We start from the raw sequence: 21,163 nt of genomic DNA, 5'->3' as shown, positions 1-21,163 counted from the left end.
TTCTATATCAAGAGTAGCTGCTTCTCTATCAAACAGAGATCAGTCTATCTCCAGTTCTCGTTATGCTGCTTCAGTCATGAATCCAGCTAAGTAATGTTCAACCTGTTTAATTAAACATAAATCTCGTGGGAGAGATCTCACTGTTGAACCTTTATGAAATCGAAGTTCTGCGAGTAGACCCGTTCCTACAGCGTTGTGAAGGCTGATTTAGGAAGGCTAGATGTGAAAATTTTGTCGGTTAACCAAACAAATCTCTACACAAAGGAAGAGGTCTTGACTATAGTTTCTGTATGTTCTTTGCTCAAGAAAGTGTAATTGTGCAATTGCACAACTGATTAGAATTACGTCTGATGTTTCCTTGGTCAAGTGACCGATGAATTTCTAGAAGTCGCTTCGTACCATTCTTTCTAGTACATGTCTCAAAGTGACTGAGGAATGGGTTGCAAAAGCGAAGTGATGAACCATTCAGAATTCAAAATTTGTAATTTACAGCCTCAGCGGATTGTAGTGGTGAGATCGCTCTCTGGATTAGGCGACCTGCTGTGCGCTGTTCCAGCATTCCGGGCATTGCGAGCAGCGTTGCCACAGGCACACATTACACTCGTTGGATTGCCTTTGGCACAAACTTTTGTGCAGCGGTTCAGTCATTATTTGGATGAGTGGCTGGAGTTTCCGGGCTATCCTGGCATTCCAGAAGTAACACTGTCGCCCCAACGTCTCACTTCGTTTCTTACTGAGGTTCAACAGACACGTTTTGATTTAGCACTGCAAATGCACGGTAGCGGCATTTATACAAATCCTTTTACCGTCTTGTTAGGCGCACAGGTAAGTGCAGGCTTTTTTATCCCTGGACAGTATTGTCCTGATCCTGAGTATTTTCTCCCTTATCCAGAAGGTGAACCAGAAATCAGGAGAAACTTACAGTTAATCACATCGTTGGGGATTCCAGCGCAGGGAGAGGAGTTGGAGTTTCCGATTTGGGAGTCAGACTGGCAGGACTTTTGGGCGATCGCCACTACTCACGATTTGCAGCCTGGAAGTTACATTTGCATTCATCCTGGCGCTAGCGTCAGCAGTCGCCGCTGGGAACCCGCTCAGTTTGCCACTGTTGCCGATGCTCTGGCGGCTCAAGGCTTTCAAATTGTCCTCACTGGGACAGCCGTAGAAGCGGAATTGACTCAAGCTGTCGCCACTGCAATGAACTCACCGTGTGTTGATCTGGCTGGCAAAACCAGTTTAGGGGCGATCGCCGCTTTGCTCAAACAGGCTCAACTCCTGATTTGCAACGACACTGGAATTTCTCACCTTGCCGCTGCCCTCCAGGTCAAAAGTGTAGTCATCTTCTCCGCCTCCGACCCCAACCGCTGGGCACCTCTCAATCGTCACCTTCACCGCATCGTTATCAGCCCCCGATACGCCAACCCTGACTTCTCTTCTTATCCTTCATCCCTTATCCTTCATCCTTCTACTATCCTCTCCCACGCAAATGACTTACTCAAAGAGCTAGCCTATGCTCCCTGACTACTGGCAAACGGTGCATCGTCTCGTAGTGATTTGTTTAGATGACTTAAATACAGTGATGCAGCTACAGTTGGCACTGCAAGCCTTGCGCTCGGCGCTACCACAGGCTCATATCACACTCTTGACCGCTCATTCCGACGATCAACTGCTTTCACTGTCCCCCTGGACTAATCAAACTTTAATGCATTCTACCGACGGCTGGAAAACCTTAGAATCAGACGCTTCTGCCTTGGGAGAAGTGGGTATCACCTCTGCAAAACAAAATTCAAATGGATTCAGTGATGTAGTGAATTTGATCAGGGTGATTAGAGCGCAGCAGTTCGATGCTGCCATTATCTTTACAGGTGAAGGGCGATCGCCTTACGCTCTAGCCTACATCTGCTACCTAGCGGGAGTCACCATTCGAATAGGCCAGTCTCAAGAGTTTGGTGGAAGTATTCTGTCTCATTATGTCAAGCCGCCCAGCAGCAATATTCATCCGCAAGAACGTCACTTGTTTTTACTCAAAGCAGCCGGATTTGAGCTTGAGGAATTGACCGATGGTAGGAACTTAGAACCTCGTGAGGTGAGTAATGCTCACCCTACTCTTGCCCATCCCATTCCTTTCACTTTGCAATCACCGTAGGAGAGCCAATGCAGCCATTACGGATTTTGACCTGGCACGTTCACGGTAGTTACCTGTATTATCTAACTCAGGTGCCTCACCAGTTTTACTTACCGATTAAACCTGGCAAACCCGAAGGCTATGGTGGGCGTTTACAGAACTTCTCCTGGACGGATAATGTTCACGACATTCCGGCAGAAGAAGTAAGAAATCAGGAATTTGACTGTATCTTATTTCAGTCTCGCCGCAACTATTTACAGGATCAGCATGAAATCTTGTCGGAGGCACAGCGTCGATTGCCTCGTGTGTATTTAGAGCATGACCCACCGAGAGAACATCCGACCGATACTCGCCATGTGGTTGACGACCCAAATGTGTTAGTTGTCCATGTCACTCATTTCAATAATTTAATGTGGGATAACGGCAACAGTCCTACTTGTGTGGTAGAGCATGGTGTGATGGTGCCCGAAGGCGATCGCCACACTGGAGAATTAGCAAAGGGTCTAGTCGTCGCAAACGGACTGCGAACTCGCGGGCGACGGTTAGGGTTAGATATTTTTGAGCAAGTGCGCGATCGCATTCCTCTGGACTTGGTGGGAATGGACGCTCAATCATTAGATGGGCTAGGAGAAATACCCCACGCGCAGCTTCCAGCATTTCAGTCACGCTATCGGTTTTTCTTCCATCCAGTGCGCTACACCAGTTTGGGATTAGCGGTCTGTGAAGCGATGATGGTGGGTTTGCCGATCGTGGGATTAGCAACCACTGAACTCGCTACTGTAATTGAAAACGATGTTTCTGGCTATGTGGATACCAACCTTGAGCAGTTAGTGAACCGCATGAAAGAACTGCTGCATGATCCAACAAAAGCCCGTCGTTTAGGGGAAGGGGCGCGAGAAGTGGCGATCGCCCGCTTTAACATCCATCGCTTTATTCAGGACTGGTGTGAGGTTTTTGAGCGTGCGGTTGATCAGTCTTCTACCGTTCATGTGGCAACTTCTACCCGACAATCTATCAGTCAATCTATCACTGTTTAAACAAAACCCCCTTTAAACTCATGATGACTAAACGAATTGCCTTGATTAGTGAACATGCTACGCCGCTGGGTATCTTTGGCGGAGTTGATAGCGGCGGACAAAACGTATATGTGGGACAACTAGCTAAAAACCTGGCGGCGATCGGTTACGACGTAGATGTGTTTACTCGGCGAGACAACGAACAGCTTCCCGAAGTCGTGGAATGGCTCAACGGGGTACGAGTCATTCACGTTCCGGCAGGTTTACCAACCTGCTTACCCAAGGAAGATCTGTTACCACACATGAGTGAGTTTACTCGCTTTATGCTGAATTGGTGTACTCATCATCGTCTGAGTTATGATTTAATTCACGCAAACTTCTGGATGTCGGCATTGGTTGCAGCCGACATCAAGCGAGCATTGGGAATTCCATTTATTGTCACCTTTCACGCTCTTGGTAGAGTTCGTCGGCTTTATCAGGGCAAGGACGATCAGTTTCCTGATGAGCGATTCACGATTGAAGATCGAGTCGTGAGGGAAGCTGATCATATCATTGCTGAGTGTCCTCAAGATCGAGAGGATTTACTACAGCTTTATCATGCCGACCCATCGCGGATTAGTGTTATTCCCTGCGGGTTTGACACTACTGAATTTTGGGCAATTAACAAAGTTCGAGCGCGTCTCACCTTGGGTTTACCTCCAGATGAACCGCTGCTCTTACAACTCGGGCGCATGGTGCCCCGCAAAGGTGTAGACACGGTCATTCGAGGATTTGCTCAGTTGTTGAAACAGCGTCACCTGAAAGCAAGATTGCTGATTGTGGGTGGAGAAGCCGAAACTCCCGATCCTCAGATCACGCCCGAAATCGGACGGCTTCAGGCGATCGCCCATGAACTCGATATTGGATCTCAACTCACCTTTGTCGGACGGCGGGGTCGAGATGTGTTGAAATATTATTACAGTGCGGCCGATGTATTTGTCACTACACCCTGGTACGAGCCATTCGGCATTACCCCCATCGAAGCAATGGCTTGTGGAACCCCTGTAATCGGCTCAAACGTAGGTGGCATTAAGTTCACCGTTAAAGATGGTGAAACAGGTTATCTCGTTCCGCCTAAAGATCCAGAGGCGATCGCCACTCACCTTGCTCGCTTGTTAGAAAACTCTCAGTTACGGAGTTTGTTTGGAAGACAGGCAACCCGTCGAGCGCAAGAGCATTTTACCTGGCAAAAAGTCACCAGTGCTGTCGCGGCTCTGTATGAAGAAGTCTTGGTTGGCAGAGGCAGCACCACTACAGAAGTGAATCAGTTTGCCATTTTGGATCGCGCCTTTGAGTCTGCGATGGTGGCAGTGGAGCGATCGCAACGGTTATTGCGTCCTTCCATTCAAGCTGCCTCCCAAGCCATGAGTACTTGTTTTTCAAGAGGCGGCAAACTGTTGATTTGCGGCAATGGTGGCAGTGCAGCCGATGCTCAACACTTTGCAGCTGAGCTAGTCGGTCGGTTCTGTTGTCCTCATCGGGCAGGATTACCCGCAATGGCTCTCAGTGCGGACAGCGCCTTTATCACCGCCTGGTCAAATGATGTGAATTACGAAGACATCTTTGCCCGACAGGTTGAAACCTTCGCCCAGCCCAATGATGTATTAGTTGGAATTAGTACCAGCGGTCGCTCTAAAAATGTGATAGCAGCATTCAGAGCAGCCCAGCGACATAATCTCACTTCGATCGCTTTGTTAGGTGGAGAAGGTGGAGAGCTGCGATCGCAAGCAGATATTGCAATCGTAGTTCCTGCAAATGAAACTCAGCGAATTCAGGAAGTACAGCTTTTAGTCATTCACCTACTTTGTGAATTGGTTGAAGCCCAGCTACTCACCCCCCAAGAGCCGGACACTAATGAGCGATTAGGCAGTTGGGAACTGGGTGTATTTGAAGCAGCAGGACAGCGAGACCGAGGAATAGGTGAGAAGGCTCCTCTATCGACTAAGTGATTGAACAAGTAACTGAATAAGTAACTAAATTAACCAGGAGAGACAAATGGAAGCATTGACCGGAAAAGTTACATTAGTGACGGGTGGCGGACGCGGTTTAGGAGCCTCAATCTGCCACACTTTAGCAGAAGCAGGGGCAGTTGTAGTTGTCGCCGATATTCAGTTTGACCTGGCTGAACAAGTTGCAAAAGAGCTTCAGAGTAAAGGATTTGAGGCGATCGCCTTACCCCTTGATATTACCCAAGACCAGCAAGCCGAAGCCGTTGTGCAGAAAGTGATCGACCAATGCGGCAAGATCGACATCCTCATCAACAATGCCGGAACCGATGTCACCTTACCGATTGAAGAACTTACAGTTGCAGACTGGGATCGGGTAATCAGCGTCAACCTGCGCGGCCCATTCCTACTCTCAAAGCTAGTTCTACCTCTAATGAAGCAGCAAGGAAGCGGACACATTGTTAACATTGCCTCAACTGCCTCAAAGCGAGTTTGGGCAAATGCTTCTGCATACCATGCCAGTAAGTGGGGCTTGTTAGGATTTAGTCACGCTCTGCATGTTGAGGCGCGATCGCACCAGGTTAAAGTGACTGCCGTTGTTGCAGGCGGAATGCAAACCCCCTTCATTCTCGATCGCTTTCCCGATACACCTTTAGACAAACTGCAAGACCCCAAGCACGTCGCCAATACCATTCGCTTTTTGCTGACTCAGCCAGCAGAGACAGTAATTCCAGAAGTAATGGTATTGCCGATGCAAGAATCGTCTTGGCCATAAATTAGAGGAATATTTTTGAACGTGAACTTTTATTCTATGTGAACTATTGTTCTACGTTCAAAAATACCCTTTTAGCAACATAACGAGGAATCAAGGATGAGCGAAAGGGCAGTTTTTCTAGATAAGGATGGGACATTGGTTGAAGATGTGCCTTACAACGTTGATCCGGAGAAAATCCGACTGACAGCGGGAGCTTTGGAGGCAGTGCGATCGCTCCATCGCGCTGGCTATCAACTGTTAATCATCACCAATCAGTCTGGGGTAGCTCGTGGTTACTTCCCCGAATCAGCACTAACTGCTGTCGAGCAACACTTACGTGAGTTATTTCAATCTGTTGGAGTACCCTTGGCTGGATTCTACTACTGCCCTCACCATCCTGACGGCAGGATTACTCATTACGCCACTCGCTGTAACTGCCGCAAACCCCAGCCTGGTTTACTCCATCGCGCTGCTAGTGAACATCGAATTGACTTAAAACAATCGTGGTTCATTGGTGACATTCTAAATGACATCGAAGCAGGACGACAGGCGGGTTGTCGCACCATCTTGATTGACAACGGCAACGAAACCGAATGGCAACTCTCTCGCCCGCGTCTCCCTCATCACATGGTCAACAATTTGATCGAAGCCGCAAATGTAATTCAAGCGATCGCCTCCCCTACCCCAAAAACACACGTTAAACTTCACCAAAATCTTGTACCAACCGTTCCCAGAGCCCTTGAGACACCACCGATGCGAAGCGTTCCCCTGCCTCCTCTCCCCAGTACCTTCGGAGAAGGTTTGGGGGCAGCCCTCCAAGGCGCGGATCACCCAGAATAAGCCATGTCCAACTTATCCTTAATCAACAGTTTTTCAAAACTCAACGTTCTGGTAATCGGTGAAGCTATCCTCGACTGTTACCTCAACGGCAGTAGCGATCGCCTCTGCCCCGAAGCTCCCGTCCCCGTCGTCAACATCACCGAACGTCTCAACGTACCGGGCGGAGCCGCAAACACTGCTCTCAACGTTAGTAGTCTAGGAGGTCAGGTCAAATTTCTCTCAGTCATTGGTGAAGATCCAGAAGCAGCTTTGCTGAAACAGTCTTTGGAGTCGCAAGGCGTTTCAACTGCTTATTTGCTTCAGGAGCGATCGCGCCAAACTTTAAGTAAACAGCGTATTATTGCTTCCTCTCATTTGTTAGTTCGATTTGATCAGGGCAGCACTCATCCGATTTCATCTGAACTTGAAACAAGACTCATCGATCGCCTGGTTGAACTATTTCCGACCTGTGATGCGCTTATTGTCTCCGATTATGGCTATGGCATTCTGACTCCATCTGTGATTCGTACTTTAGAAGAATTGCAGCGGCGATCGCCTTGCACTCTCGTTGTAGACTCCAAGCAACTCACCGAATATCAGTCTATTAATGTCACAGCCGTTAAGCCTAATTACAGTCAAGCCACTCACCTTTTAGGACTGAAAAAGCTTGAAACTAATGCAGATCGAATCGATCAAATCCTGCTACATGGGGAAAAGCTTCTTGATCTAACCAGAGCCAATATTGCAGCAGTCACTTTAGATCGCGGCGGTGCTTTAATTTTTGAGCGCGATCGCCCTCCTCATCGCACTTATGTCAAACCTGCTCCTCAATCACAAACCTCTGGTGCAGGCGATACTTTTACCAGCACTTTAGCTTTGGCGATCGCTGCGGGTGCTGATACTTCAACGGCGGCTGATCTTGCAGCGGCTGCAACAGCTATTGTTGTAGCTCAGCCTGGGACAACCGCTTGCACTATTGAAGCATTACGGCAATCTGTTGATGAGATGGATGATAATTTGCCTCATCCCAATCTTGAGCTGAATCAGAAGATTGGGGATGAGAGGAATTTTTCCAAACTGCTGACGATTCAAAACCAGTTGGAACATCAACTTAACCATTATCGTAACTCTGGGCAACGCATCGTCTTCACCAACGGTTGTTTTGATATCTTGCATCGTGGTCACGTTACCTATCTCAATCAAGCTAAAGCATTGGGAGATATTTTGATTGTTGGAGTCAATTCTGATGAAAGCGTTCGACAACTAAAGGGAAATACCCGACCAGTTAACGCTTTAGCCGATCGCATGGCAGTATTAGCAGCGTTGAACTGTGTAGATGCGATTGTTCCCTTTAACGAAATCAATCCTTGCAATCTTATTCAAGTTATCCGTCCACAAGTTTTTGTCAAAGGAGGCGACTACACACGAGAAACCCTTCCCGAAGCTTCACTAGTTGAGGATCTGGGAGGTGTCGTTAAAATTTTGCCGTTCGTGAGCGATCGCTCTACCACTCAACTCATTCAACAGATTCAAAACCTAAAAACCTATGACACAAGCAGCTTGGGATAACGCCAAAAATATCCTTTGCGTTAGGTTAGACACTATTGGTGATGTGATTATGACCACACCCGCCATGCGTGCCCTAAAAGCCTCACAGCCTGAACGACGCATCACCTTGCTCACCTCTTCGGCTGGAAGTGTGGTTGCCCCTCTTATCTCAGAACTGGATGATTTGATTATTTATGACTCACCTTGGCTAAAAGCAACGGCTCCTCGCAAGGATAGCAGTCTAGAATATGAAATGATTGAGCGACTGCGACAAGCCAACTTTGATGCAGCCGTAATTTTCACAGTTTATAGCCAGAACCCATTGCCATCAGCATTTCTCTGCTACATGGCAGGAATTCCACTGCGGTTGGCACACTGTCACGAAAATCCTTATCAGCTACTCACTGACTGGGTCAAAGATCCTGAACCCGATCAATTTACTCGCCATGAAGTTCGTCGTCAGCTTGATTTGGTAGCTAGCGTGGGCAGTGAAATTGCCGATCAGCGAATGAGTTTGCAAGTTCCAGAAGTAGCTCAAACTAGAGTTCTGCAACTGTTACAGGAATTAAACATTAACCTGGAACGTCCCTGGATTGTGATTCACCCTGGCGCAACAGCCCTCTCGCGTCGCTACCCTCCGGAACACTTTGCGATCGTTGCAGATCAGCTTGTGCAGCGGTACGGTATTCCAGTTATCTTTACTGGAACAGAACCAGAGCAAGAACTCATTGCGTCTATTCGTCAAGACATGAACGCACCTTCTCACGCACTTGTTGGCTGCCTAGATTTGGGAGAACTCACTGCACTGTTAAATGTGGCTCCTCTGTTAATCTCCAACAACACAGGACCAGTTCACATCGCAGCAGCCGTAGGGACCCCTGTAGTTGATTTGTATGCTTTGACCAACCCACAACACACTCCCTGGGAAGTGCCTAATCGCGTATTGTTTCATGATGTTCCCTGCCGTATTTGCTATAAGAGCATTTGTCCAGAAGGGCACTATCATTGTCTGCGGTTAGTAGAACCAGAAACGGTCGTTAATGCTGCTTTAGAACTTTTGCAAGCAGGACAGCATGGCTATTGCGTGGGTGCGACAGTGGCGATCGCCCCTTCCTTTACCCAACCCCTAACTACTCACTCTCAGCTACTAGAAGTCGTGTAATGGTAACTCGTGTGATGGCAACCATTGATATTCTCATTCCCACTTATCGCCGCGCTGCTGCATTAGCGGTTACTTTGACCAGTCTTTGTGCCCAAGCTTACCGGGATTTTCGGGTAATCATTTCTGACCAGACAGAGGACAGCGATCCGCTGGCTACTGGAGAAGTGCAGGTCGCAATACGGGTACTTCAAGCTCATGGAAATTCGGTAGTCACTCATAAACATCTGCCTCGACGGGGCATCGCAGAGCAGCGTCAGTTTTTATTGGAACAAGCCACCGCACCTTATGTTTTGTTTCTAGACAATGACTTAATTCTAGAACCCTATGTCCTGGAGTATCTTCTACAGGCAATTCAAGAAGAACAGTGTGGATTTGTTGGATCTGCGGTGATTGGGCTAAGTTTTTTGAACGATGTACGCCCTGATCAGCAGGCGATCGAACTTTGGCAGGAACCCGTTCAGCCAGAAGTAGTCCGCTCTGGAACACCGCAATGGGAACGATATAAGTTACATAATGCGGCTAACTTGTACCACGTTCAGCAACAGCTTGGCTGCATCAATCAAGCTTCTCACTTTCCCGCAAAAAAATACAAATATAAAGTTGCCTGGGTCGCCGGATGCGTTTTATACGATGCCGCAAAACTGCGAGATGTCGGTGGCTTCAGCTTTTGGCAAGAACTTCCCCCTAACCACTGTGGAGAGGATGTGTTGGCCCAACTGAGGGTCATGTCTCGCTATGGTGGCTGCGGCTTACTGCCATCGGGAGTTTATCATCAGGAGTTGCCAACTACGATTGTCGATCGCAGTCAGGATGCTCCCCAGTTGTTGTCGATTTAGGGTAGTCATTGGTCATTTCATCCGTCAATAAAAAGCCATCAATAAAAAGCTATGTCACACGCTGACACATTCCACCAGATTTTATTTGTTGAGCTATTAGGGGGGTTAGGGGATGTATTGATTGCACTACCTGCGATCGCCGCTCTAGCAAATTCGCACCCCCAAGCACAACTCACCGTTTTAACATTTGCGCCAGGGAGTCAACTGTTACAGCAGCATCCACTCATTCATCAAGTGATTGAGGTCAAACAAGGTGAGGCTCGACAGGCAGTTGATCAGACGTTGAAGAATCAGTCTTTTGATCTAATCGTTTCAGATACTAATTACGATGGCATCGCTGAAGCAATTCAGAGCAGTGGCGCAAAACGGACAGTAACGAACCTGTGGCGCAATCCTCCAGAGCACCAGAGGGTAGGCGATCGCTTCCTCAACATTCTGGTTGAAGAGGGAGTGATTGCTGTGGATGCGATGCCCCTTGACCAACCATTGATTCACCTAACCGCAGCAGAACATGAGTCAGCACATCAAGCATTAGGTGCAGCTTATTGTCCACTCATCGTTTTATGTCCTGATGCTGGAATGGCTGTCAAACGGTGGTCAACCGCAAACTTTGTACAGCTAGGACGCGCATTACAACGACGGTATGGTGCCACGATCCTAATTCCCGTAGGTGCAGACCCGGCACAAGCTGAGCACATTGCTCGACATATTGGTGGCACGGCACGAGTATGGCAACGAGGCTCTCTAAGACAACTAGCAGCGGTAATGGCAGAAGCAGATTTAGTGATTGCTGCTGACACTGGACCTGCGCGCATTGCTGCGGCTTTGAATATCCCCACAATTACCCTATTCGGACCGTCCTGGCACGGTCGCTATGGACAACCTTTCCCTCACATCAACTTGCAAGGTTATCCTGAGTGCCCTGAGCGAAACGTTCAGAACTTTACTGAGCAACGCTGCTGGTATGGCGGAGTTTGCCCATTTGACCAATGGGAGAGCTGTATGCAGGCGATCGCCCCTGCTGAAGTGTTGGCGGCAGTAGAAAGGATATGGGAGCAGAAGAGTGTGGGAGCAGGAAAGCAAAGCTTAAACCCTAAAACTCAAAACTTACAATTCAATTCTGAAAACTCACTTTCAGTAGATTGGAGAAATGTTCGCAACCTCCTGGTGATGCGATTGGATAATATTGGCGATGTGATTATGACTAGCCCTGCTTTGCGGGCAATCAAGCAAAATTTACCAGCGGCAAAACTAACGTTAATGGCAAGTCCTTCTGGGGCACTCACTGCGCCCTTGTTACCCTGGGTAGATGAAGTGTTGCCCTGGCGAGTACTGTGGCAAGATTTAGGACGGTTACCATTTGACCCAGAGCGGGAATGGGAGTTAGTTAAGTTTTTGAGCGATCGCCACTTCGATGCAGCCATCATTTTCACCAGTTTCAGCCAAAGTCCTCATCCAGTAGCCCTAATTTGTCATTTGGCAGGAATTCCCCTGCGTTTAGGAGAATCTAAAGAAAAAGGACTGGGCTTTCTGACTCACGAATTGAACTCTGCTCCTGATGAAATCCACCAGGTAGAGCGCAACCTGAGACTGATTGAATCAGTTGGTTTTGAAGTGAGCGATCGCCATTTAGCGATTCAAACCTCAAAATTCAAAATTCAAAACTCAAAATTTAAGCTTCCTAGAGAATTCATTTTGCTCAACCCTTGGACAACCTGCCAATCTCGCAACTATGACCCCGATCGCTTTGCCGCTGCGGCTCGACGGCTGAGTGAGATTACCAAATGGTCAGTGGTGGTAACAGGGGTTGAAAAAGATCGCGATCGTGCTTTCCCCTTACTTCAGGTGTTAGGCAACTGTGCCATTGATCTGATTGGTAAAACCAGTTTGTCAGAATTAGCAAATTTGGTGGCAGAGGCGCAACTGGTGTTAACCAACAACACCTCAACCATGCACATTGCCGACGCAACACAAACTCCAATGGTTGTTTTGTTTGCCGGAACTGAACGGGAATCACAATGGTGTCCTCGTCATGCTCCTGTTCGGTTGCTGCGTCGCCCTACTGTATGTAGCCCCTGCTATGCATTCACTTGTCCCTATAACTTGGAGTGTTTAGACATCCCTCCCGAAACTGTGGTTGCAGCAGCACTGGAGCTTTTAAGAGAAACTAATGCTGTTGTAACAGCTCTCAGGTAGAGGTACTGTAGCTGTTCACAAGTTTGCAATGACCAACGTCCAATGACCAAAACTCAGATCCCATGCTGCGCGTCACCTTAATTGCTGGTACCTATCAACCCGATCGCTGTGGTGTAGCTCACTACACCTCACGCTTACGAGAGGCTTTGGCAGAAGAGGTTGAGTCTATAGTGCTCACTACCCAAGCAGCAGCTCAAGCAGTACAAGATACCCGCGTTCGAGGAGTGGTGCAAGATTGGAGGTTAGCTAGCCTATTGCCATTAGTGCGGACGATTCAAACAACTCCAACTGATATTCTGCATATTCAACATGCAGCAGGCACTTATAGCTTTCAGCGTCCTATTTTTTTGCTGCCGTTAATCCTACGGGCTTTAGGTTATCGTCAACCCATCATTACAACAGTGCATGAGTATGGCTGGTGGGAATGGCAACCCAAAGGCGTTCCACCGAAACTGCTGGAATGGCTGAAGCAATGGGGACAACAGCATCAATGGTGGGATCGAGAGGATGGCTTTTTACTAACGGGTAGTCAGGCAATCATTACCACTAATGTAGAAGCAGAGAGTGCAATTCGCGATCGCCTCCCTCACCTATCCAATCGCCTTTGTCGAATTCCGATCGCCGCTAATGTGGAAGTGGCACCCATTGAGCGATCGCTTACTCGCCAGCTTGTGCGCCAAACCTACGGTTGGTCAGAGGAATCGTTAGTGATTGCTTTTTTCGGCTTTTTACATCCCGTTAAAGGACTGGAAAACTTATTTCTTGCATTCAAACAGATACTAACCACTATTCCCCAGGCGCGACTATTGCTCATCGGTGGAGTAGAGAGCTTAGCTTTACCTCAGAATGAAGCCAAACGCTATTGGGATAAGTTGCAGGCTCAGATCTCGCAGCTAGGGCTTAGTGAACAAGTAAAAATGACAGGCTATGTGAGCGAAGCGATCGCCTCTCACTATTTAAGCGGTTCTGATTTAGGCGTGTTACCTTTCAATCACGGTGTCACCCTCAAAAGTGGTTCCCTACTAGCGCTTTTAGCCCATCATTTACCTACTGTCGCGGCTTATTCTGACCCACCCGACCTGGAACTTGCTGTGGCAAATATTGTTTGTCCTGTGCCATCCCGTGACCCAGATTCTCTCACTGCGGCACTACTGAAGTTAATTGAAAATCCAGATTTGCAGAAACAACTGAGTGTAGCAGGAAGTGAGTTTGTCAGACAGTTTAGTTGGGAGGCGATCGCCCAAAAACATTTGCAGATTTACAAGAATTTACTGACGCGGCAAATCTAAAGCGTTGGGTTCCGCTCTGCTTCACCCAACCTACACCCATTACTGAATAGGCTTAGATAGCTGTACTGTTCTTCTACTTTCTATTCCTTACTCCAAAGCTCCTCGTCTCACTACAACGGTCAGGGCTAAAAATACGATTAGCATCACTACCAGTGCAAATGCGGCTCCTAGTGGCCAGTTGTAGGACACGCCGAATTGGGAGGAAATCACATTGCCTAACATGATGCCACTGGGACCTCCGATCAAATTGGGAGTGATAAAGTCACCCATTGTTAGGGCAAATACATTGATTGAACCTGCCAGTAATCCGGGTGTCACCAGCGGTAAAGCAATTTTACGAAAAGTGGTGAGAGGTGGAGCGTTGAGATCTGCTGATGCTTCGAGCAAATCTTTGGGTAGTCGCTCGAAGGCTGTGATTACAGGCAAAATCATGAAAGGTAGCCAGACATGCACAAAGGTAAGTGTGGTTGAAAACTGGTTATAAAGGAAAATCTGGCTGGGCTGCTGCAAAATTCCTAAAGAGAGTAGGGCACTGTTGAGAATGCCGTTATACCCAAGGATAATTTTCCAGGCAAAGACCCTCACCAGATAGCTTGACCACAGCGGCAGAATGACTAACAGCATTAACAACGTGCGATAGCGACCACCGAAACGAGTAATGAAGAAAGCCAGGGGGAGGGCGATCGCCGCATCAATTGCCGTTACCCCCAGCGCAGTCATTACCGTTCTCACAATTACTGTGCTGTATGCCGTATTGCCAAAGATCGTTTGAAAATTGACTAGGCTAAACTCCCGCACGATATCAAACGCTTCTAACCGCCAGAAGCTGTAAGAGATCAGAATGGCGATCGGCACAAAATACAGCAGCGTCATCCACACCAGCGGCGGTAACAAAGTTGCGTAGAGTGCGACTGGTGTGCGATCGCGCCGTCTTGGTTGCGCCTCTGAAAACTGGGCTTCTGACGGTTGAGTGATCAACGGTTCTAACTGCGGATTTCGTTCCAAAGCTGTACCCACTTATCGTAATTTTGGACGCTCTGCCACATTTTGATTTCCTCATGCAGCGACAGGTCATCCATAAACAGTTCCTTGGCGCGTTCTGGACCGACTGCTTCAACGCCCAATTCCGTTGCGCCAGAGTAGCCTGTTACATCCATTACACCCTTTTGACCTTCACCACTGAGGATAAAATCAATCCACTTGTAGGCAGCATCCACGTTACGAGAGTTTTTAGAAATCATCCAGGAGTCCGTCCAGCCTGTCAGTTGCCCTTTAGGGTTAACAGAACCGACCGGATAATCTGCCTCAATCAGTTGCGTATAGGTGAGTGGCCAGGCATGGGCAAGCACTACTTCACCCGACTGAAACAAGTTTGCCAACTCACCAGCAGTTGCCCAGAATTTGCGAATGCTGGGACGCAGTTCCAGTAGCTTATCTTTCACTTCAGCCAGATCAGTGTCTGTTAGGTCATAGGGGTCTGGCTTGCCCAACCAGAGCGCAACATCAGCGATCGTCATTGGATTGTCGGGAATGGTAATCTGTCCGGCATACTGGGGGTCAAACAGTACATCCCAAGAAGTGGGCGCAGTTGCTACTTTTTCGGTGTTGTAGAGCAGCACATTTGGACCCCAGGCAAAGGTTACACCGTAGGGCTTGCCATCAAAGCTATTCCAGTCACCTTTTTGAAACGGTGAAAAAATTGAATCGTAGTTTTCGAGTTTACTGGTGTCAATCGGTCTGACTAATCCAGCTTTGTAGAGCCGTTCGGTGATGTCGCCTGATGCAGAAATTAGGTCATAGGTGCGACCGCCGCCCGTGCGGAACTTAGCAAACATTTCGTCGCTCGACCCGGCATAGGTTGCTTTGATGGCACAGCCTGTTTCCTGCTCAAACTTTTGGGCAAAGGAAACATCGGTATAGCCTTCCCAGACAATCGCCGTCAACGTGCAGCCCGCTGCTTGAGCAGGCTGAGCAAGCAACATTCCACTGGTTAACCCTAATAAACCAATTAAAAATGCGGTAATTAAACGATGCCACATAGATAACTTGATCCTTCTGCTAAATGTCATAACGGTTAAATCAGACAATATTGAAGTGGACAATGGCATAGTACGTCCGACCTAGAGTAAAGGGTATCGTTCTAAATTTTCTGTTACTAATGACATCCTATGAGGTCTTTGCCCTGATCATGGAGCAACTGTAAGGTTCTTTAATAGCGATCGCTATAATTTGGTCAGTAAGAACAAGAGATCTCCTATGTACGCTGTCGTGTCTCGCGAAAAAATTCACCTTCCACCGGGCAGTGTGATGCGGATGCCCGGAACCTGGCAAGATTATTGCATTCTGCGAGATAGCCGAGGCGATGGCTCTATTCCCAGAATTAAATATCGCAACGGCGAAATCTTGCTTATGAGTCCCCTTCCTCGTCACGGACGTGAAGCCCATTTGCTTGCTAGAGTTGTGGAAATCTTGCTGGACAGCGAAATTCGCAACTACGAAGCCTTTACCCCGATTACGATGGACATCCCTGAATCGGGAGGCATTGAGCCAGATTACTGCTTTTATATCGATAACTGGCAAGTTGCTGTTGGTAAAGATCGGATTGACTGGCAAGTTGACCCGCCGCCCGATCTGGTGATTGAAATTGATGTCACCACTTATACATCTGCTGAAGACTATGCGCCTTATCGAGTTCCAGAAGTTTGGCTCTTTAAAAAGAGTGGCTTAAAGATTTACTGTCTGCAAGGGGAGGTTTATCAACCACAGTCTATAAGTCGCTATTTCCCCAATGTTGATCTGCCCATCCTGATTACTCAAGTTCTGCAAGTTGCAGCAGAACAGGGAACTGGGTTTGCTTTGCGGGATTTGCGTCAACAGTTAATGCAGTAGTTTATTTGTTTATTTTACTTGTCACTGTTCCCGACTACCCACTCATTTCTAGCAATGCTGCAGCCGTGCGAACTTTGCCACCGAGAGATGCCTGCTCTCACAGAGCATCACCTAACTCCTCGTCAAAAGACCAAACGCCAGGGGCTCGACCCCAGTCCCACAATTCAAATTTGCTCTGCCTGTCATCGCCAGATCCACACCCTTTATGACAACTCTCATTTAGCACTGCACTTAAACACCTTGGAAAAGCTCAAGCAGGACCCGCAGCTACAGAAATTTTTAGCCTGGGTTCACAAGCAAGACCCCAATAAGCGAGTCAAAATCGACCGAAAACGATAAACCTCACTACTTTCCAATCCTTAAGCCCGTTTTGCGTTACACCAGTAAGTGGTGTTTGGATGTTGGCCGAAGCCTGTGAAATTGAACTATAAACGCTTAGGACTCCTGTTACTGGCAATCCTGCTGGTTGTTTCGTCTTGGTTAGGAATCGCGATTGCTCGATCGGGATTAGAGGTGCGATCGCTCCAAAAGGAGGGAGTTCCTCTGCTATATATTGCCCCTCAAGGGGCGAAGGCAGTCCCAGGAGTTCTAGTTGCACATGGATTTGCAGGTTCCAAACAGTTAATGTTGGGTTATGGGCACGTACTGGCTCGTGCAGGCTATGCGGTAATGCTGTGGGATTTTGACGGGCATGGGGCGAATCCTGCTCGCTTACAGCAGTATGAGTTGCAGAACAACCTGGATGTTGCTTTGCAAGCTCTATTAGAACAACCTCAGGTTGACTCAGACCGTTTAGCATTGCTGGGGCACTCGATGGGTAGCGGAATTGTGATGACGGCTGGCGTTCGTAGCCCTGATCGCTTTGCTGCAACCGTTGCTGTTTCCCCAACTGGGGCAAATGTGACTCCTCAAGCTCCCCAGAATCTCCAGTTGCAGGCAGGGGGTGGAGAGGGAAGATTTATTGGCAATGCCGAACGGCTGCTAGCACAGGCAGGAGGAGAAAACGCAAACTTAGCAGCAGGACAGGGACGAGAACTGGTTGTCATTCCTGGTGTCGAACACATCACCATTCTGTTTAGTGATGGTAGTCATCAGGCAGCACTGGAGTGGCTCGACGCTACGTTTGGGAGAACCCAAGAGAGTCAGTACAGCGATCGCCGTATAGCTTGGTATGGTTTACATCTACTGGGTTGGTTAGTGGGGTTGGCAGCAATTTCACCCCTCCTGACTCAACCAGAAACCATCACCTTGAAAATAGCTTTCATTCAACGGTGGGCAGGATTAACCGCCGCGCCATTGGTAGCAACCGCAGGATTAGTGTTGCTGAGTCAGCGGTTTGACCTCCAGGATTTGGGTGGGGTTCAAGTTGGCGGAGCGGTTGGCGTCTGGTTTTTGATTGCCGGATTAACCTGGTTGGGAGTGCTGGCAAGGCTGCCTCGTCCGACCCTGCGCACCATTGGGCTGGGAATTGTGCTGTTTGTCATCCTCTGGGTTGCCTTTGGTGCAATGGCGCAGGTGGTCTGGCTTCAATGGTGGCTCATCCCAATTCGGTTGAGAGTATGGTTGCCAGTGGCGATCGCTTGTTTCCCCTGGTTCCTGGCATCTGGAATTGTGCAGGAGAATGTCGGGGTCGGCAAACGCATCCTCTGGTGGCTGGGACAAAGCGTTGTCCTGATTGGTGGCTTTGTCCTAACGCTCAACTTTTTACCTCAATTAGGATTTATGTTTTTGCTTTTGCCGTTGTTCCCACCACTGAAGGGGATTTTGTCTCTGGTGGCAGGTTTGTTGAATCAAGCATGGATCTACGCGATCGGCTCTGCTCTATTTTTTGGCTGGTTGCTGGCAGCAGGTTTCCCGCTCTCGGCTTGACCTGTGTACCCTGAAATTCTCTCCTCGGAACCAGTTGCTCTCTCATAGATTTGGCTACAGTAAGGAGGTTGTTTCTGTCTGAGCAATGCAGTCTCTATCTGTATTTGTTGTCCTTCTGTCCCTGCTACAGGGCTGTGTCTACGCTCAGCCTTTCATTTCTATGAGTGATTCCTCTAACCTTTCTAATTCCCACCCCTCAGAGATAGCCCGTGTTGCCGCACCCTCTGATCATTCACAGTCGGTTGAATTTAATTTGAGCGAATATCAATGGCAACACCGCATCTTGCTGGTCTTTGCACCCTCAACTAGTTCATCTGACTATCAACAACAGATGCAAGCATGGCAGGTAGACGGAGCAGGCATAGATGAGCGCGACCTCAAGTTGGTGCAGGTTTTGGAAACTGGAGAAAGCCAAGTCGATGGACAATCGATCAGTTCAGCATCGGCGGAAAGGCTTAGACGACAGTTCGAGATCACTCCTGAGGAGTTTGCGGTAATTCTAGTTGGTAAAGATAGTACGGAGAAGCAACGGAGCCAAACTCCGATTGATTTGGCGGTGCTATTTCGCACGATTGATGCGATGCCAATGCGCCAGCAAGAAATGCGCTCTCAACAGTAGTTTGAAGCAGAGCGATCGCCGCCCGTACAGGGGTCGGTAAAACAACGATCCATCGGCGCTACGGCAGCAAACTAATTCTTCGCTAACCTAATCCCTTCGCTGAATCGCTGCCAAAATGAATGCGATCGCCGCTTCGGTATGTTCTTCTATCATTTCTGGGCTGAGGCGATCGATTTCTGGAGTAAGATGCCGCCAATTTTCATGAACTGTGAAATAGAAGAGGCAAATACTCAAGATGTAGGTCAAGGTGAGAAATGGCTTGAGTGGACGAAAGGAACCGTCTTTCATGCCTCGTTCTAGAACTTTTAACAGATACTCGTGAAGTGTCAATACGTTGCACTCTTTAAAGTACGCGCCCTGATTTTGGCTCGACTCCTGAAACCACAGCATTTGTCGTTGAGGGTTCGCGGCTTCGTTGGAGATTGCAATGCGAATGATTTGCTTCAGAGCCTCTTCAGGAGATAGAGCATCAAAATTGTGTTGCGCCAGTATTTCTTGAACCTCATCCACAGGGCGCTGGAGAACAGCTTTGTATAGATTTTCTTTGTTCTCAAAGTAATAGTGCAATGTTGCAGAAGTAACCTGGGCAGCTTGGGCGATCGCGCTCATTCGTGCCCCCTTTAAGCCGTGGTGGGCAAACTCCTGCTCAGCAGCGTCCAGAATTTGCTGTTGTGTTGCCGCTGCATCTCGCACGGGACGCACTGATTTTACTGCTCGTTTCCCCAATCGACCCACGACTCCTATCACTCTTGTCCTACCAGAGCCATCTTAGCAGAGACTAAACATCGTGGAATTGACGAAATGACAAGCTCTTGATAAGCTTACTAATTAATTAGTAAGTTAAAGTTTTAAGGTTATGGAGCAATTACAGGGTTCTCCCTGGCTAATGGCACATCGCTCAATGCTGAAGCCGAATCAGCCCCGAAAGTTTTCCCTGTTAGGTCGAGATTACGTGCTCTGGAAAGATTCACAAGGCAAAATTACTGCTTTACCTAACGCCTGTCCTCACATGGGCGCAATGCTTTCGGAAGGTTGGTGTGTAACTCAATGTGATGGTAGTAGTACGATCGCCTGTCCATTTCATGCTCTAGAGTTTGATCACCAGGGCTGTACTGTATTACCCGGTTCCAACAGGCAAACGAAATCCTTGCTGTCACCACTTGAATTGATTGTTCAGGGGGATTTGATCTGGAGCTATGGTGGCTATGAGCCAAAGATTCCAATTCCTAATTTGATGAATGCGATCGCCACTGAGTATGACTTCATTGGGGTCACAGGTGAACGCAGCATTCCCACTGACATTCTGAGTTTGCTGCTGAATATGCACGACTACAACCATCAGAACGGCACGCATCGGGAGCTATTTGAAATTGAGGAGGTTCAGGTCAAGCAATTCATTGATGAAGGGTTACATTCTCACGCTTATCTGGCTCAACCCAGGAAACAACCAACATGGCGGGAGATTCTCAGAAATCCGGCACAATTGGCATTACCAAAAGTTCTGGAAGCGCATCTGGAAAATTACTTTCCGTTTATGGGGGTGATGCATGGCGACAACAAAATTCTGAGTTTAAAGGAATGCCACTTTTATTTGCCCGAATCTGTGGGGCGATCGCGCGTGTTTGTATTGATGTACATGCAGGCGCATTCCCCGATCGCTCACTTGCTGAAACGAAATTTGCTGAAGCTGATTGATGTTGTTGTAGAGCAAGATGCCAGGATTCTCAACCGGATCTACCCGAATACGCCACAACGAATCAAACTCAACAATGAAGTAGGAATGGATTGGGTTCGTCGGAATTTTGAACAGTTTCCTTCTGTAAAAACAGAACCCTGAATTTTGCAGTTGCTAGCGGGCTATTGAGCGACAAACTGCTTTCTACAATCCTTACAGAGATAACACTGCTTGCCCCGACGATATCCATTTTTCGATAACTGGCTGGATTGACAGTGAGGGCATATCATTACTTTCATTACATCGCCTAACTGATGATCGCCGACGTGCGGCTCTAAATATGACACTAATAGCTCCTCAATCTGCTGCGTCAAGCGTTGG

General features: G+C 48.1%; 19 protein-coding genes and 1 pseudogene. 16 read left to right on the top strand and 4 right to left on the bottom strand.

What is annotated here, in order from left to right; genetic code table 11:
• Window positions 1–456 precede the first annotated feature (456 nt).
• From H6F88_RS08590 to H6F88_RS08540, 11 genes are all read left to right on the top strand, one after another.
• Window positions 457–1,521: a glycosyltransferase family 9 protein gene (locus H6F88_RS08590; protein ID WP_190642332.1), complete on the top strand. Its 1,065-nt coding sequence runs from the start codon at window positions 457–459 to the stop codon at window positions 1,519–1,521.
• Window positions 1,511–2,146: a glycosyltransferase family 9 protein gene (locus H6F88_RS08585; protein ID WP_190642331.1), complete on the top strand. Its 636-nt coding sequence runs from the start codon at window positions 1,511–1,513 to the stop codon at window positions 2,144–2,146. The genes H6F88_RS08590 and H6F88_RS08585 overlap by 11 nt, the downstream gene beginning before the upstream one ends.
• 8 nt (window positions 2,147–2,154) lie before the next feature.
• The gene (locus H6F88_RS08580) at window positions 2,155–3,162 is read left to right on the top strand and encodes a glycosyltransferase family 4 protein (protein ID WP_190642330.1); all 1,008 of its coding nucleotides are present in this window, start codon (window positions 2,155–2,157) and stop codon (window positions 3,160–3,162) included.
• 20 nt (window positions 3,163–3,182) lie between these two features.
• Entirely contained in the window at window positions 3,183–5,129 is a 1,947-nt protein-coding gene (locus H6F88_RS08575; protein WP_199333514.1) for a glycosyltransferase, read from the top strand.
• Between the two features lie 46 nt (window positions 5,130–5,175).
• A complete protein-coding gene (locus tag H6F88_RS08570; protein ID WP_190642329.1) occupies window positions 5,176–5,901 on the top strand; it encodes an SDR family oxidoreductase in 726 nt (241 codons plus the stop codon).
• A gap of 96 nt (window positions 5,902–5,997) precedes the next feature.
• Complete coding sequence (locus tag H6F88_RS08565; RefSeq protein ID WP_190642328.1) at window positions 5,998–6,720, top strand: HAD family hydrolase; 723 nt, start codon at window positions 5,998–6,000, stop codon at window positions 6,718–6,720.
• A gap of 3 nt (window positions 6,721–6,723) precedes the next feature.
• Window positions 6,724–8,268, top strand: coding sequence for a D-glycero-beta-D-manno-heptose 1-phosphate adenylyltransferase (gene rfaE2 / locus H6F88_RS08560; protein WP_190642327.1), 1,545 nt, complete (start codon window positions 6,724–6,726; stop codon window positions 8,266–8,268).
• A complete protein-coding gene (gene waaF, locus H6F88_RS08555; protein ID WP_190642326.1) occupies window positions 8,246–9,409 on the top strand; it encodes a lipopolysaccharide heptosyltransferase II in 1,164 nt (387 codons plus the stop codon). Before rfaE2 ends, waaF begins: the two co-directional genes overlap by 23 nt.
• Window positions 9,409–10,245, top strand: a complete 837-nt coding sequence (locus H6F88_RS08550) for a glycosyltransferase family 2 protein (protein ID WP_190642325.1) — start codon at window positions 9,409–9,411, stop codon at window positions 10,243–10,245. The genes waaF and H6F88_RS08550 overlap by 1 nt, the downstream gene beginning before the upstream one ends.
• Window positions 10,246–10,296: 51 nt before the next feature.
• Window positions 10,297–12,441: a glycosyltransferase family 9 protein gene (locus tag H6F88_RS08545; protein ID WP_190642324.1), complete on the top strand. Its 2,145-nt coding sequence runs from the start codon at window positions 10,297–10,299 to the stop codon at window positions 12,439–12,441.
• Window positions 12,442–12,503: 62 nt separating this feature from the next.
• Entirely contained in the window at window positions 12,504–13,730 is a 1,227-nt protein-coding gene (locus tag H6F88_RS08540; RefSeq protein WP_190642323.1) for a glycosyltransferase, read from the top strand.
• Between the two features lie 87 nt (window positions 13,731–13,817).
• Here H6F88_RS08540 and H6F88_RS33185 read toward each other — a convergent pair whose 3' ends face one another.
• Window positions 13,818–14,747, bottom strand: coding sequence for an ABC transporter permease (locus H6F88_RS33185; RefSeq protein ID WP_206756431.1), 930 nt, complete (start codon window positions 14,745–14,747; stop codon window positions 13,818–13,820).
• A complete protein-coding gene (locus H6F88_RS08530; protein ID WP_190642321.1) occupies window positions 14,714–15,769 on the bottom strand; it encodes an ABC transporter substrate-binding protein in 1,056 nt (351 codons plus the stop codon). The genes H6F88_RS33185 and H6F88_RS08530 overlap by 34 nt, the downstream gene beginning before the upstream one ends.
• 217 nt (window positions 15,770–15,986) lie before the next feature.
• Between H6F88_RS08530 and H6F88_RS08525 the strand changes: the two genes are divergently transcribed.
• The 4 genes from H6F88_RS08525 (at window position 15,987) to H6F88_RS08510 (ending at window position 19,107) form a co-directional block, all read left to right on the top strand.
• Window positions 15,987–16,619 (top strand): Uma2 family endonuclease, encoded by a 633-nt coding sequence (locus tag H6F88_RS08525; RefSeq protein WP_190642320.1) that lies wholly within the window; start codon window positions 15,987–15,989, stop codon window positions 16,617–16,619.
• Between the two features lie 87 nt (window positions 16,620–16,706).
• Window positions 16,707–16,958: a hypothetical protein gene (locus H6F88_RS08520; RefSeq protein ID WP_242050464.1), complete on the top strand. Its 252-nt coding sequence runs from the start codon at window positions 16,707–16,709 to the stop codon at window positions 16,956–16,958.
• An 81-nt stretch (window positions 16,959–17,039) separates the two neighbouring features.
• Window positions 17,040–18,488 (top strand): alpha/beta fold hydrolase, encoded by a 1,449-nt coding sequence (locus tag H6F88_RS08515; RefSeq protein WP_190642478.1) that lies wholly within the window; start codon window positions 17,040–17,042, stop codon window positions 18,486–18,488.
• Between the two features lie 85 nt (window positions 18,489–18,573).
• Window positions 18,574–19,107, top strand: a complete 534-nt coding sequence (locus H6F88_RS08510) for a DUF4174 domain-containing protein (protein ID WP_190642318.1) — start codon at window positions 18,574–18,576, stop codon at window positions 19,105–19,107.
• Window positions 19,108–19,194: 87 nt separating this feature from the next.
• Here H6F88_RS08510 and H6F88_RS08500 read toward each other — a convergent pair whose 3' ends face one another.
• Window positions 19,195–19,842, bottom strand: coding sequence for a TetR/AcrR family transcriptional regulator (locus H6F88_RS08500; RefSeq protein WP_347277677.1), 648 nt, complete (start codon window positions 19,840–19,842; stop codon window positions 19,195–19,197).
• Between the two features lie 121 nt (window positions 19,843–19,963).
• Between H6F88_RS08500 and H6F88_RS08495 the strand changes: the two genes are divergently transcribed.
• On the top strand, window positions 19,964–20,944 hold the full coding sequence (locus H6F88_RS08495; RefSeq protein WP_190642317.1) for a Rieske 2Fe-2S domain-containing protein: 981 nt from the start codon (window positions 19,964–19,966) through the stop codon (window positions 20,942–20,944).
• Window positions 20,945–20,976: 32 nt separating this feature from the next.
• On the opposite strand, the pseudogene H6F88_RS33180 reads toward H6F88_RS08495, so the two are convergent.
• Window positions 20,977–21,069 (bottom strand): annotated as a pseudogene (locus H6F88_RS33180) (TetR/AcrR family transcriptional regulator); the annotation flags it as partial.
• Between the last annotated feature and the right edge of the window lie 94 nt (window positions 21,070–21,163).

Source organism: Oculatella sp. FACHB-28, from assembly GCF_014696015.1.
GTDB lineage: Bacteria > Cyanobacteriota > Cyanobacteriia > Elainellales > Elainellaceae > JAAUTN01.
Note: the sequence above shows the minus strand (reverse complement) of the source record. Positions and strands in the feature narration are given on the sequence as shown.

Coding starts and splice junctions, on each gene's coding strand:
- H6F88_RS08550 (WP_190642325.1), top strand. CDS start 9,409: ATGGTAACTCGTGTGATGGCAACCATTGATATTCTCATTCCCACTTAT.
- H6F88_RS08495 (WP_190642317.1), top strand. CDS start 19,964: ATGGAGCAATTACAGGGTTCTCCCTGGCTAATGGCACATCGCTCAATG.
- H6F88_RS08530 (WP_190642321.1), bottom strand. CDS start 15,769: ATGTGGCATCGTTTAATTACCGCATTTTTAATTGGTTTATTAGGGTTA.
- H6F88_RS08580 (WP_190642330.1), top strand. CDS start 2,155: ATGCAGCCATTACGGATTTTGACCTGGCACGTTCACGGTAGTTACCTG.
- H6F88_RS08570 (WP_190642329.1), top strand. CDS start 5,176: ATGGAAGCATTGACCGGAAAAGTTACATTAGTGACGGGTGGCGGACGC.
- H6F88_RS08510 (WP_190642318.1), top strand. CDS start 18,574: ATGCAGTCTCTATCTGTATTTGTTGTCCTTCTGTCCCTGCTACAGGGC.
- H6F88_RS08545 (WP_190642324.1), top strand. CDS start 10,297: ATGTCACACGCTGACACATTCCACCAGATTTTATTTGTTGAGCTATTA.
- H6F88_RS08575 (WP_199333514.1), top strand. CDS start 3,183: ATGATGACTAAACGAATTGCCTTGATTAGTGAACATGCTACGCCGCTG.
- H6F88_RS08565 (WP_190642328.1), top strand. CDS start 5,998: ATGAGCGAAAGGGCAGTTTTTCTAGATAAGGATGGGACATTGGTTGAA.
- H6F88_RS08585 (WP_190642331.1), top strand. CDS start 1,511: ATGCTCCCTGACTACTGGCAAACGGTGCATCGTCTCGTAGTGATTTGT.
- waaF (WP_190642326.1), top strand. CDS start 8,246: ATGACACAAGCAGCTTGGGATAACGCCAAAAATATCCTTTGCGTTAGG.
- H6F88_RS08590 (WP_190642332.1), top strand. CDS start 457: ATGAACCATTCAGAATTCAAAATTTGTAATTTACAGCCTCAGCGGATT.
- H6F88_RS08520 (WP_242050464.1), top strand. CDS start 16,707: ATGCCTGCTCTCACAGAGCATCACCTAACTCCTCGTCAAAAGACCAAA.
- H6F88_RS08525 (WP_190642320.1), top strand. CDS start 15,987: ATGTACGCTGTCGTGTCTCGCGAAAAAATTCACCTTCCACCGGGCAGT.
- rfaE2 (WP_190642327.1), top strand. CDS start 6,724: ATGTCCAACTTATCCTTAATCAACAGTTTTTCAAAACTCAACGTTCTG.
- H6F88_RS08540 (WP_190642323.1), top strand. CDS start 12,504: ATGCTGCGCGTCACCTTAATTGCTGGTACCTATCAACCCGATCGCTGT.